Here is a 12,293-nt window from a genome sequence, read left to right as displayed (position 1 = left end):
TCCCGACCGATCGTTCGGTTACTCTAGCCGTGACCGCTTGTTCCTGCCCAGACTTCCCCCAGGTCACGACTCGACGGAGAGCTCGTGAGACGAGGAGTTGGTCCCGCATGGCCGCCGCACTCACCGCGCACCAGCTGATCGACCGGCACCGGCCGACCCTGGACCAGGCGCTGGAAACGATCCGCACGCGCGCGTACTGGTCCCCCCACCCGGAACACCCCAAGGCCTACGGGGAGAACGGCAGCCTGGACACGGCCGGGGGCAAGGCAGCCTTCGACGCCCTGCTCGGCACCCGCCTCGACCTCGGCCAGCCCGGCACCGACGACTGGGTGGGCGGCGAGGTCTCCCCGTACGGGATCGAGCTGGGCGTGACCTACCCGCACGCCGACCTCGACGTGCTGCTGCCCGCCATGAGGGCCGGACAGCGGAAGTGGCGGGACGCGGGCGCGCAGCTGCGCGCGATGGTCTGCCTGGAGATCCTGGGGCGGATCGCCGACCGCACGATGGAGTTCGCGCAGGCCGTCATGCACACCTCCGGGCAGGCCTTCATGATGGCCTTCCAGGCGGGCGGCCCGCACGCCCAGGACCGCGGCCTGGAAGCGGTGGCGTACGCGTACGCGGAGCAGACCCGCACCCCCGAGGCGGCGGAGTGGACCAAGCCGCAGGGCAAGCGCGACCCGCTGGCGCTGACCAAGCGGTTCACGCCGGTCCCGCGCGGCATCGGCCTCGTGATCGGCTGCAACACCTTCCCGACCTGGAACGGCTACCCGGGCCTGTTCGCCTCCCTCGCCACCGGCAACGCGGTCCTGGTCAAGCCCCACCCGCGCGCGGTGCTGCCGCTCGCGCTCACCGTGCGGATCGCCCGCGACGTCCTCACCGAGGCCGGATTCGACCCGAACCTGGTCGCGCTGGCCGCCGAGCGCCCCGGCGAGGGCATCGCCAAGACCCTGGCAACCCGGCCCGAGATCCGGATCATCGACTACACCGGTTCCACGTCCTTCGGCGACTGGCTGGAGGCCAACGCCCGCCAGGCGCAGGTCTTCACGGAGAAGGCCGGCGTCAACACGGTGATCGTGGAGTCGACCGACGACTACCAGGGAATGCTCGCCAACCTGGCCTTCTCGCTGTCGCTCTACAGCGGCCAGATGTGCACCACCCCGCAGAACCTGCTGATCCCCCGCGACGGCATCCGCACCGACCAGGGCGACAGGACGTACGACGAGGTGACCGCCGACCTGGCGCGGGCCGTCGACACGCTCCTCGGCGACGACGCGCGCGCGAACGCCCTGCTCGGCGCCATCGTCAACCCGGACGTCAAGGCCCGCCTGGAGGCCGCCGCCGGCCTCGGCGAGGTCGCCCTGCCCTCCCGCGAGGTGACCCACCCGGACTTCCCCGACGCGGTCGTGCGCACCCCGGTGATCGTCAAACTGGACGGCGCCAAGCCCGACGACGAGGCCGCCTACACGAGCGAGTGCTTCGGCCCCGTCTCGTTCGCCGTCGCCGTCGACTCCGCGCGGCACGCCGTGGACCTGCTGCGCCACAGCGTCCGCGAGAAGGGCGCCATGACCGTCGGCGCGTACACGACCGACCCGGAGGTCGAGCAGGCCGTGCAGGAGGCCTGCCTGGAGGAGGCGGCCCAGCTCTCCCTCAACCTCACCGGCGGGGTGTACGTCAACCAGACGGCCGCCTTCTCCGACTTCCACGGCTCCGGCGGCAACCCGGCGGCCAACGCCGCGCTGTGCGACGGCGCGTTCGTGGCCAACCGCTTCCGGGTGGTGGAGGTGCGCCGGCCGGCCTAGTCGTGCTTCGGCGCCTGCGGTGCGCCCCCGGTGGCACTCCAGTGGTACAGCGCCATGGCCACACTGGTCGCGAGGTTGTAGCTGGAGACCTGGGGGCGCATCGGCAGCGCCACCAGATGGTCGGCACGCGCGCGCAGCTCCCGCGACAGCCCACTGCGCTCCGAACCGAACGCGAGCAGCGCGTCGTCCGGCAGCTTCACCCCGCGGATGTCCTCGCCCTCCGGGTCCAGCGCGAACACCGGCCCCGGCGGCAGTTCCCCGACGTCCAGCCGCTCCACGGCGGTCGCGAAGTGCAGCCCCGCCCCGCCGCGCACCACCGTGGGATGCCACGGGTCGAGCGTGCCCGTGGTGACCACACCTGCCGCCCCGAAACCGGCGGCCAGCCGGATCACCGCCCCCGCGTTGCCGAGGTTGCGCGGCTGGTCGAGGACCACGACGGGCGTACGGCGGGGCAGCCGCGTCAGCGCCCGCAGGTTGGCCGTGCGCGAGGGCCGTACGGCCAGGGCGGCCACCGCGGTGGGATGCGGCCGGGCGACGAGGGACGCGTACACCTCCTGCGGCACCTCGTCCAGCAGACCGTCCAGCGCGTCCCGTACGTCGGGTGCCAGCTCGTCGGCGAGGGCCAGGGCGCCCGCGCGGTCACTGGTGACGGCCACCGGAACCTCGGCACCGAAACGCAGCGCGTGCTTGAGGGCGTGGAAGCCGTCGAGCAGCACACACGCTCCGGCGTGCCGACGCCAGGCGGCCGGCGCAGCGAGGTCGGGGCGGGGATCGGGGGCGGGGCCGGTCATGCCCCGAAGCCTACGTGGGTGTGCTCGGGGCCCTCTTGCCCGCGGGACCCGCGGGACCCACAGGGCCCACAGGACCCACAGGGCCCACAGGACCCTCCGCGCCCTTCCGGTCCTCCCTGTCCTCCCTGACCTCCCTGACCTCCCTGTCATCGTGGGCACGGGGTCCGGGCAGCGCCGCCGCACGGCCGCCCCCACGCATGCCCGGCAGCCGGGCCGGCGGCCGGCCTCCCGACCGGCCCCGCGCACGTGCCGCCCAGTCACCCAGGCGGCGCAGGAACGAGGTCGGCAGGAAGACCGCGTCCGCCGCGATCATCGCCAGCGAGAAGAACGGCAGCCCGAGCACCACGGCGATCACCGCGTGCTCGGTCATCATGGCGGCCAGCAGCACGTTCTTGACCCGCCGGTTGAACAGCGTGAACGGGAACGCGACCTGCACGACGACCGTGCCGTAGGTGATGAGCATGACCATCGTGCCGTTGGCGGCCAACGCGTCGGAGAGGGCGGGCCAGGGCGAGAAGTAGTCGAGGTTGAGCGGGTAGTAGACCGCGGTGCCGTCCTGCCAGCGCGAACCCTGGATCTTGTACCAGCCCGCGGTCGCGTAGATCAGGCACGCCTCGGCCATGATCACGACCAGCGCGCCGTTGTGCACGATGTTGGCGACCACATCGAGCAGGATCCGCGGCTCGCCGCTGCCGGCCCAGCGCCCCACGGCCCACCACAGGCCCTGCGCGGCCCACACCGCCCACAGCAGCGCCGGAACGAACCAGTCGCCGTCCAGCCCGCCCGCCGACGTCATGGTGAGCAGCACGAACCCGAACACGCACCACAGCACCGGCCCCACCCGGTCCACGACACGCTCCCCACGCGCGCGTGCCGCACCCGCCCGCCGCGCCCGGCGCCCGTCCAGCGACCACACCTGGCCGCAGCGCGTCAGGACCAGGTAGATGCTCATCAGGTGCAGGACGTTGTCGCCGCCGTCCCCCATGAAGACGCTGCGGTTCTGGAGGGAGAGCACGCCGACCATGAAGAGGACGGACATGGTCCGGGTGCGCCAGCCCAGCAGGAGCAGCACACTGCTCAGCACCGCCAGCGCGTAGACGATCTCGAACCAGGTCCGCCCGTCCGACCACATCAGCGTCGTGAAGGCGCCGTTGTCCGCGATCAGCCGCTCGGCGAGGTCGTGGCTCCAGGGCCCGTCGGGGCCGTACAGCTCGTGACGGTGGGGCAGTTCACGCAGCAGGAAGAGCAGCCAGGTGGCGCTGAAGCCGATGCGGATCACCGCGGTCTGGTACGGACCGAGCGCGGCGCCGGTGACGCGGGCGATGCCGCGGGAGACGGAGAGGACGATGCCGTTCACGCGACGCCCCCTTCCTGCGCGATACCGCCCTGCGCGGTGCCGTCCCGTGCGGTGCCGTCCCGTGCGGTGCCGTCCTGCGTGTCGCCGGGCACCGGCCACCAGGGCAGCTCTCGGTAGACCGGGCGGTCGGAGACGTTCTCACCGCTCCACGGGGGCGGCGTCACGTTGACGGTCCGGGAACGGTACTGGACGCGCTCGACGACGCCGCCCGGCCCGGCGGCGTCGTTCCGGTCCAGGCGCAGGACCGCGATACGGCGCAGATACTCCTCGGACAGCGTGCCCCGCAGGCCCACCGCACGGTCGTCGGAGTCGTGGGTGGCGACGAAGAAGTCCCAGGCCCGGCGGAGTTCGTTCTGCTGGGTGTGGCTCGGCAGCGGATTGCCGTCGATGCTCCGGCCGTCCTCCGCGGACAGGTCGTACCAGCCGGTCGTCCGTATCGCGCCGTCCGCCGTGGTGACCTCGGCACGGAGCTGGACGGAGATGTTCTGCTGGAGCGGGTTGGGCGCGAAGAGCTTCCAGTTCTGTTCGAACTCCGGGTAGACCCATTCGTCGACCGCGGCGCCGTGCTGCCTGGTGAGGGTGTTCGAGGGGGCGACGTGCAGGAACACCAGGCCCATGTGGGCGCACACGGCGACGGCGACGACCGCGAGGGCGACCACGGCACCGACCTGGTACCGCGGGGAGAGCGCGGCGACCCCGCTACGGGGCTCCGCTGCCGCCGGCCCGGACTCCGCGATCGCCGTACGGGGACCGGTTCCGGTCCCGGACTCGGTCCCCGCCCCGACGGGCACCCCGGTCCCTTTCAGGCCCGCCTGCTCGACCCGCCCCCGCCGGGAGGCGTTCGAACCTGTGTCGTACGCGTCCATTACGCCCCGTTCCGGTCCCGACCGTCGTTCCGCCCGCCCCGCCGCGGGGCTCCCGCGCGCCACTGGTGCGGCTGCCCGGCAGCGTTCGAACGGGAACGGTACTCAGGACCGGCCGCCCGCACAGCCCCGGCGGACCGGCCGCATCGTGGCCGTCGCCACATCCGTCACCGTGCGCCGACGTCCGCGGCACCCCGGAGACGGCCCGGATACAGCCCTGGGACAACCCGGAGACGGCCCGACAACAGCCCGACAACAGCCCGGAGACGACCCGGACGGCGGACGACGCTAGACGACGTGCCCCGGCTCGCCCTTCCCGTCCACCACGGGACGGCCGGCCGCGGCCCACACCTGCATGCCGCCGTCGACGTTCACGGCGTCGATGCCCTGCTGGACCAGGTACATGGTGACCTGGGCCGAGCGCCCGCCGGACCGGCAGATCACGTGGACCCGGCCCTCCTGCGGGGCGGCCTCGGTCAGCTCACCGTACCGGGCCACGAACTCGCTGATGGGAATGTGCAGCGCCCCGGCAGCGTGACCGGCCTGCCACTCGTCGTCCTCGCGGACGTCCAGCAGGAAGTCGCCGTCCTTGAGGTCCGTGACCTCGACCGTGGGCACACCAGCTCCAAAACTCATGCCCCAGACGCTACCCGAGCCACCACCGGGCTCAGTCCTGCCCGAGCGCCGCCGCCAGCTCGGCCTCCCGCTCCCGCACCTGGGTCGCCAGCTGCTCGGCGATCTCCTCCAGGAGACGGTCGGGATCGTCCGGGGCCAGCCGGAGCATGGCGCCGATGGCGCTCTCCTCCAGCTCCTTGGCGAGCAGCGTCAGCATCTCCTTGCGCCGGTCGAGCCATTCGAGGCGGGCGTACAGCTCCTCGCCCCGGCTCGGACGCCGTACGGGCGCCGGCCCCGCGGCCCATTCCTCGGCCAGCTCGCGCAGCGCGGCCGCGTCACCGCGGGCGTAGGCGGCGTTGACCCGGGTGACGAACTCCTCACGCCGGGCCCGCTCCTCGTCCTCCTGCGCCAGGTCGGGGTGGGCCTTGCGGACCAGCTCGCGGTAGAGCTTGCGGGCCTCCTCGCCGGGCCGCACCCGCTGCGGGGGACGTACCGCCTGGTCCGTGAGCATCGCCGTGGCCTCCGGGAACAGGCCGTCCCCGTCCATCCAGCCGTGCAGCAGCTCCTCGACCCCGGGGATGGGCATCAGCCGGGCCCGCGCCTCGTCGGCCCGGCTGATGTCCTCGGCGTCACCGGTGCGGGCCGCCCTGGCCTCCAGGATCTGCGCCTCCAGCTCCTCGAGCCGCGCGTACACCGGGCCGAGCCGCTGTTCGTGCAGGCGGGAGAAGTTCTCGACCTCCACACGGAAGGTCTCCAGCGCGATCTCGTACTCGATGAGTGCCTGCTCGGCGGCCCGTACGGCCTGTTCCAGCCGTTCCTCGGGACGCGGCGCACCCCCCTGCTCGGGCTCAGCTTCCGGCGTCGTCACCCGACCAGCCTAGGCCACGATCGGCATGCCCCCTCCGGTGTGCCCGGCGGGCCCGGGGGCCCTCACACGCCCAGCTCCGTCACACGCCCAGCTCCGCCGCGACCCGCCCCGCCCGCACCGCGGTCACCAGTTCGGCGTGGTCGGCCTCCGTGCGGTCGGCGTAGGCCACGGCGAAGGCGGCCACCGCCTGGTCCAGCTCGTCGTTCTTGCCGCAGTAGCCGGCGATGAGGCGCGGGTCGGCGCTGTGCGCGTGGGCGCGGGCCAGCAGGGCGCCGGTCATCCGGCCGTAGTCGTCCATCTGGTCGGCGGCCAGGGCCGTGGGGTCGACGCTGCCCTTGCGGTTGCGGAACTGCCGCACCTGGAACGGCCGCCCGCCGACCGAGGTCCAGCCCAGCAGGATGTCGCTGACCACCTGCATCCGCTTCTGCCCCATGACCACCCGGCGTCCCTCGTGCGCGACCTCGGGGGTGTCGAAGCCGGCGGTCGCCAGGTGGGGCAGCAGCGCCGAGGGCCGGGCCTCCTTCACCTGGAGGACGAGCGGTTCGCCGCGGTGGTCCAGGAGCAGCACGACGTACGACCGCGTGCCCACGCTGCCGGTCCCGACGACCCGGAAGGCGACGTCGTGCACCGCGTACCGGGCCAGCAGCGGCAGCCGGTCCTCGGAGAGCGTGGCCAGGTACGGCTCCAGCGCGGCGGCGACCGACGCGGCCTCCTGCGCCGGTACGCGCCGCAGCACCGGCGGGGCGTCCACGAAGCGCCGCCCGCCGTCCTCGGTCGGCTCGGTCGACCTGGCCGCGAAACGCCCGCTGGTGTTGGCCCGCGCCTTCTCGGAGACCCGCTCCAGCGTGCCGAGCAGGTCGTGGGCGTCGGTGTGGGAGACGAGTTCCTCGTCCGCGATGGCGTTCCAGGCGTCGAGCGCCGGGAGCCTGGCCAGCAGCCGCATGGTGCGCCGGTAGGCGCCCGCCGCGTCGTGGGCGGCCGCGCGGCAGGTGTCCTCGTCCGCGCCGGCCTCCCGGCCCGCGAGGACGAGCGAGGCGGCGAGCCGCTTGAGGTCCCACTCCCAGGGTCCGTGGACCGTCTCGTCGAAGTCGTTGAGGTCGATGACCAGGCCACCGCGGGCGTCACCGTAGAGGCCGAAGTTGGCGGCGTGCGCGTCGCCGCAGATCTGGGCTCCGATCCCCGTCGTCGGCGTACGCGCCAGGTCGTACGCCATCAGCCCCGCCGACCCGCGCAGGAAGGCGAACGGCGTGGCCGCCATCCGCCCGGCGCGTATCGGGGTGAGCCCGGGTATCCGGCCGCGGTTGGACTCCTCGACCGCGGTCACCGCGTCCGGCCGGGAGTGGTCCGGGTCGAGGACGGCGTGCGCGGACCGCGGAACACCCGTGCGCAGCGCCTTGCCCTCCTCCTTCGGCGAGCCGCCGACGGGCCACCGCGCGAACCCCGGCACGACCGGCACTCGCGCGCCCCCACCGGGCTCCGTACCCGCACGGGCCTCCGCCGCCTCCGCCGCCTCTGCCGCCCCTGCTGCCTCCGCTGCCCCTGCTGCCGTCCCCGTGCCGCTCATCGCCCCGGCCACCGCCCCCGTCATCGCGTCGCCCATCCCGGCCGCCCTCCCTGTACTCGTCACCGTGCCGTACTCGTCACCGTGCCGTACTCGTCACCGTGCCGTGCCCGCGTCCGCGCCTCGCCCGACCACCGACGCCGACGCCGACGCCGACGCGCCACGACCGTACCCCCGGCCGAACCGCCCGTACACGGGCCCCACCCCGCCCCGCCCCACCGCCCGCATAACGCCCGGCAGAGGGCGGAACAGGAGGTGCCCGGGCCCCCGTCGGCGCGCCTACGGTGTGCAGCGATCACCACGGCACGCGCCCGCCGAAGCCACGACAAGCCTGCCCCGCACCGGCGGGCGCGTTCCCTGTCCTCACGTCCCGGATGCCGCACGTCCCGTCCACCTCCCCGAGGGACCACTCCACCGAAGAGACCGCAGAGACCGCAGAGACGGAAGAGACCGAGGAGCCCCCATGACCTCCGACGCCCCCACCACCCCCGACGAACCCGGCTCCCGCACCGGTGCCGACGCCCGCCCCGGCACCGATACCGACCGCGGCATCAGCCGCAAGACGCTGCTCAGGGCGGCCCTCGCCACCGGCGCCACCGTGCCGCTGCTCGCCACCGGCTCCATGGCGCTCGCCCGGGACACCGCCCGTTCCTCCACCGGACGGACCCTGTCACCGACCCCCTTCTGCGACGACGGCGACGACCCGACGCCCGACCAGATGGAGGGCCCCTACTTCAAGCCGAACTCCCCGCTGCGCACCGACCTGGTGACCCCCGGCACAGCCGGCACCCGGCTGACCGTCAGCGGCTACGTCTTCGGGCGGAACTGCGTCCCGCTGGCCGGCGTACTGCTCGACTTCTGGCAGGCCGACAACGCCGGCGCCTACGACATGACCGGATACGCCTTCCGCGGCCACCAGTTCACCGACGCCACCGGCGCGTTCACCCTGCGGACGATCGTCCCCGGCCTCTATCCGGGCCGTACCCGGCACATCCACGTCAAGGCGCAGGCACCCGGCGAGCCCGTGCTGACCACCCAGCTCTACTTCCCCGGCGAACCCCGCAACAGCACGGACGCGCTCTTCGACCCGGCCCTGCTGATGAACGTCCGCGACGCCGGCGGCGGCAGGGAGGCGAGCTTCGACTTCGTCCTGGACGTGGACGGCGGGCCGGGCCCGGACCCCACCGACCCGCCCACCGACCCGCCGAGCGGCACCTGGGCGGCGGGCCGCTCCTACACCGCCGGCGACCGGGTGACGTACGGCGGCGGCGCATACCGCTGCCTCCAGGCGCACACCTCGATGACGGGCTGGGAGCCGCCCCGCGTGCCCGCCCTGTGGCGCGCCGACTCCTGAGACCTCTGAGACTTTCCTCACGGCGCGCTCCGCTCCGTGACACCGCGTCCGGCCATGCGCACGCCCCCCGGGTCCGAGCTTGGGTCCTGGGGGGCGTCCGGCTGCTGCGGCACCGGCAGGAACCCCTGGTCACGCACGTCGTGCAGGGCCGCGGAGACAGCCTCCCGGCACACCGGGACCGCTTACCGCGGCCAGGTGGACAGGGGGCGCCACAGGACGGGCCTCCACGCATCGGAAGGCGCTGTGAGCACGCACCGAGGAGGTGCGCACCACCTCAAGCCGCGCACTTCACACAATAAGGTGAATCCTTCTCGCCGCCCCGTGCCCCGATCGGCCCTGCTCACCCCATGGTGCACACGCGAAGCCGCTCCTAGCTTCGACTGAGGAAGCGGCCTCGGCCTTCGGCACCGACGGTGTGGCATCCCTTCCCCGCGGAGGAACGCGACTCACCGACCGGCGGGCCCACTTCATGTTCGCCCCCGACGACCGGGCGGCCGGACCGCACTTCCGGACACCACTCGCACGAGCCAGGGAAGTGACATGACCGTACCTCCTCCCCCGAACAGAACCGACATCGTGAGCACGTCCTGCATCCAGGTCACCGGTACCGGCAGGCGCAACGACCCGTACGAGCTCGAACCGGTCCTCCACCCGGACGACTGCAACACCCTCCGCTGCACACCCGACGGGCTGCTGGTCCCGCGCACGGTCCCCTCCGGGATCGACCGGGGCGGGAACATCGGCGGCGCCCGCTCGGTGGACATCGATGTCACCGACACCGGAGGCGACAACTGCCCCGACACGTGGACCATCGGCGCCCGGCTCACCCCCGTATACGGACAGGCCGCCGGCCAGAACCGTTCGCTGCCCGTCAACGGCGAGTGGACCCCCACCGACTGCGTCGCGACGCTGCCGGAGCCGGGCGTCTACCAGGTCACGGCCATGGCCGTGGGACAGATCTGCGCCATCGCCAGGTACAGCACCAACGTGTGGATCTCGTTCGCCCTGCAGCGCGACGACGACGTCATCCTGACCGGGTACGGCGTGGTGCAGCACCAGTACGGTTTCCCGGCCGCCGGCAACGGCTACCAGGCCTGCCACGTGGGCCAGGGATCCCTCACGCGGAACGTCGTCGTCGGTGACCGCGCCACCCTCCGCGTGGTGGCCGCCGCCTACGGCCGGGTGGCCGAGAACAGCACGGTGCAACGCGCCGAGGTGCGCGCGCCCCGCATCTCGTGGCACAAGATCTCCGACTAGGGGCACGGATGAGCCGCGAATCCACCAGAGGCGCGGACCCCTCCATCGGTCCCCGCGCACGCTACTTCGCCAAGGAAGGGGAGGCCGTCCAGGTCGTCCACAACCTCCGAGACGCCACCGCCTACCGGGAACTGGGCTACGAGGAGACGGACGAGGAGGCCTACCGCGCCTACCAGGCGAACCTGTCGGACGCCCCTGACGGCCCCTGTCCCGACCACGCCGACGACCTCGGCCACATCCCTGACCACACCGACGACTGCGACCACGTCCCGGACTGAGGAGGAGGACACCGTCCCTCATGCGCTCCTCTCGCCCGAGGATGCACGGCACCCGTGCCGGCCCGGCCGGTCCCACACCCGGCCGGGCACCGTTCGTCCCACGGCGACCACCGCCCCCGGGCGACCAGCCCGACACCACGGCCCCCAAAAGCCACGTCGGCAGACCCGAAGACAGCCCCTGAGATCTTCCTCACAAGCCGCCGACACCCCCGCCACGCCCGGCACCCCGGGACAGACCCACGGAGCCGGAGCCGGATACCGAGCCGGACGGCCGACGGCCGACAGCCGCAGAGGCGTCGGCCGCTCACGTGTCATTGCTCACAAACAAGAGACCGGCCGCATCGTGAATACGATGCGGCCGGTCTCTTCGATGCAGCTGAAGCACCTCGACGGTGCTCCCTGGTGCGCGAGGGGGGAGTTGAACCCCCACGCCCTTGCGGGCACTGGAACCTGAATCCAGCGCGTCTGCCTATTCCGCCACCCGCGCATTGGGTGTGTCCTCGGGCCCCGTTCCTTGCGGTCCGGCGCCTTCCGACACGAGAACATTAGCACGCTGGAAGGGGTGGATTCACATCCCTTCGCAGGCGGGGCAGGCCGCGGGAGCAGGGCGCCCGCCCTCCTTCGGGCACTCGTCGCGGCCCGTGGCCGTTCACGTATCAACCTCGTACCGGTCGGGTCCGTCTCCCCGGGAGCCGGTAGGGGTCCGCAGCCAGGTGCGGGACACTGGTCTGCGGCCGCCTCTACGATCCTGGGCATGAGTACCTGCGGGAGCACATCCCGAAGGGCCCCGAGCGTTCGAAGGGGAGCTCCGGCGGGAACTCCGAGAGGCGTCGACACCTGTCGACCGGGCCGACAGGGGGAACCAGCCGATCGACCGGCGCGTGGATACGATCAGTAAGCAGTACCAGGTAAGCAGTGCGCGGGTGAGCGGTTCGCTCGTACGCGGTACGGAAGACAGCGGTACGCAGGGCAGCGATACGCAAGGCAGCAGTACGCAAGGCAGTGGACAGGACGGCAGCGACGGAGGAGGTGCCCCATGGGAGTCCTGAAGAAGTTCGAGCAGCGTCTCGAAGGTCTGGTCAACGGCACCTTCGCGAAGGTGTTCAAGTCCGAGGTGCAGCCCGTGGAGATCGCGGGAGCGCTCCAGCGCGAATGCGACAACAACGCGACCATCTGGAACCGCGACCGCACCGTCGTACCCAATGACTTCATCGTGGAGCTGAGCACGCCCGACTTCGAGCGGCTCAGCCCCTACTCCGGCCAGCTCGGCGACGAGCTCGCCGGCATGGTGCGGGACTACGCCAAGCAGCAGCGCTACACCTTCATGGGACCGATCAAGGTCCACCTGGAGAAGGCGGACGACCTCGACACCGGCCTGTACCGGGTGCGCAGCCGTACGCTCGCCTCCTCCAGCAACCAGCAGGGCGGCCCGCCCTCCGCGGGCCCCTCCGCGCCCCCCGCCCCCACCGGGCGGCCCGGCGGCGCCGGCGGTGGCTACGGCTACCCGCAGCCCTCCGCCCCCGCGGGCGCCCCGCCCATGCCGGCCGCAC

At 72.8% G+C, this 12,293-nt stretch carries 11 protein-coding genes and 1 tRNA gene; 5 read left to right on the top strand and 7 right to left on the bottom strand.

The genetic code is table 11. The annotated features are described in order from the left end of the window. The first annotated feature begins 107 nt into the window (after positions 1-107). The gene (paaN, locus tag ACP4J0_RS35750) at positions 108-1,799 is read left to right on the top strand and encodes a phenylacetic acid degradation protein PaaN (protein ID WP_426603198.1); all 1,692 of its coding nucleotides are present in this window, start codon (positions 108-110) and stop codon (positions 1,797-1,799) included. Here paaN and ACP4J0_RS35745 read toward each other — a convergent pair. The 6 genes from ACP4J0_RS35745 to ACP4J0_RS35720 all read right to left on the bottom strand — a co-directional run bounded on the left by ACP4J0_RS35745 (position 1,796) and on the right by ACP4J0_RS35720 (position 7,881). After that, positions 1,796-2,590, bottom strand: coding sequence for a TrmH family RNA methyltransferase (locus ACP4J0_RS35745; RefSeq protein WP_426603196.1), 795 nt, complete (start codon positions 2,588-2,590; stop codon positions 1,796-1,798). The two genes, paaN and ACP4J0_RS35745, sit on opposite strands and share 4 nt — an antisense overlap. Before the next feature lie 10 nt (positions 2,591-2,600). After that, a complete protein-coding gene (locus ACP4J0_RS35740) occupies positions 2,601-3,947 on the bottom strand; it encodes an HTTM domain-containing protein (protein ID WP_426603194.1) in 1,347 nt (448 codons plus the stop codon). Beyond that, the gene (locus ACP4J0_RS35735; RefSeq protein ID WP_426603192.1) at positions 3,944-4,813 is read right to left on the bottom strand and encodes a DUF5819 family protein; all 870 of its coding nucleotides are present in this window, start codon (positions 4,811-4,813) and stop codon (positions 3,944-3,946) included. Before ACP4J0_RS35735 ends, ACP4J0_RS35740 begins: the two co-directional genes overlap by 4 nt. 285 nt (positions 4,814-5,098) lie before the next feature. Then, positions 5,099-5,428: a rhodanese-like domain-containing protein gene (locus ACP4J0_RS35730; protein ID WP_426603231.1), complete on the bottom strand. Its 330-nt coding sequence runs from the start codon at positions 5,426-5,428 to the stop codon at positions 5,099-5,101. A gap of 49 nt (positions 5,429-5,477) precedes the next feature. Beyond that, entirely contained in the window at positions 5,478-6,293 is an 816-nt protein-coding gene (locus ACP4J0_RS35725; RefSeq protein WP_426603190.1) for a hypothetical protein, read from the bottom strand. A 79-nt stretch (positions 6,294-6,372) separates the two neighbouring features. Beyond that, the gene (locus ACP4J0_RS35720; RefSeq protein ID WP_426603229.1) at positions 6,373-7,881 is read right to left on the bottom strand and encodes a DUF2252 domain-containing protein; all 1,509 of its coding nucleotides are present in this window, start codon (positions 7,879-7,881) and stop codon (positions 6,373-6,375) included. Positions 7,882-8,317: 436 nt separating this feature from the next. Here ACP4J0_RS35720 and ACP4J0_RS35715 point away from each other — a divergent pair, with 436 nt between their 5' ends. From ACP4J0_RS35715 to ACP4J0_RS35705, 3 genes are all read left to right on the top strand, one after another. Beyond that, positions 8,318-9,208 carry a carbohydrate-binding protein gene (locus ACP4J0_RS35715; RefSeq protein ID WP_426603188.1) on the top strand — a complete coding sequence of 297 codons (891 nt, stop codon included), beginning with the start codon at positions 8,318-8,320 and terminating at the stop codon, positions 9,206-9,208. Between the two features lie 576 nt (positions 9,209-9,784). Next, positions 9,785-10,465, top strand: coding sequence for a hypothetical protein (locus ACP4J0_RS35710; RefSeq protein ID WP_426603186.1), 681 nt, complete (start codon positions 9,785-9,787; stop codon positions 10,463-10,465). 8 nt (positions 10,466-10,473) lie between these two features. Continuing rightward, the gene (locus ACP4J0_RS35705; RefSeq protein WP_426603184.1) at positions 10,474-10,743 is read left to right on the top strand and encodes a hypothetical protein; all 270 of its coding nucleotides are present in this window, start codon (positions 10,474-10,476) and stop codon (positions 10,741-10,743) included. 400 nt (positions 10,744-11,143) lie between these two features. On the opposite strand, the gene ACP4J0_RS35700 is transcribed toward ACP4J0_RS35705, so the two are convergent. Further along, a tRNA-Leu gene (locus tag ACP4J0_RS35700) sits at positions 11,144-11,230 on the bottom strand. A 549-nt stretch (positions 11,231-11,779) separates the two neighbouring features. On the opposite strand from ACP4J0_RS35700, the gene ACP4J0_RS35695 reads away from it, so the two are divergent. Beyond that, positions 11,780-12,293 (top strand): DUF3662 domain-containing protein (locus ACP4J0_RS35695; protein ID WP_426603182.1); only part of this gene is annotated, 514 nt, incomplete at its 3' end.

This window comes from Streptomyces sp. WG7, assembly GCF_049975785.1.
GTDB lineage: Bacteria > Actinomycetota > Actinomycetes > Streptomycetales > Streptomycetaceae > Streptomyces.
Note: the sequence above shows the minus strand (reverse complement) of the source record. Positions and strands in the feature narration are given on the sequence as shown.

Bases quoted from the DNA above. Each gene is read 5' to 3' on its own strand.
- ACP4J0_RS35715 (WP_426603188.1), top strand. From the start codon at position 8,318: ATGACCTCCGACGCCCCCACCACCCCCGACGAACCCGGCTCCCGCACC.
- paaN (WP_426603198.1), top strand. From the start codon at position 108: ATGGCCGCCGCACTCACCGCGCACCAGCTGATCGACCGGCACCGGCCG.
- ACP4J0_RS35720 (WP_426603229.1), bottom strand. From the start codon at position 7,881: ATGACGGGGGCGGTGGCCGGGGCGATGAGCGGCACGGGGACGGCAGCA.
- ACP4J0_RS35735 (WP_426603192.1), bottom strand. From the start codon at position 4,813: ATGGACGCGTACGACACAGGTTCGAACGCCTCCCGGCGGGGGCGGGTC.
- ACP4J0_RS35745 (WP_426603196.1), bottom strand. From the start codon at position 2,590: ATGACCGGCCCCGCCCCCGATCCCCGCCCCGACCTCGCTGCGCCGGCC.
- ACP4J0_RS35705 (WP_426603184.1), top strand. From the start codon at position 10,474: ATGAGCCGCGAATCCACCAGAGGCGCGGACCCCTCCATCGGTCCCCGC.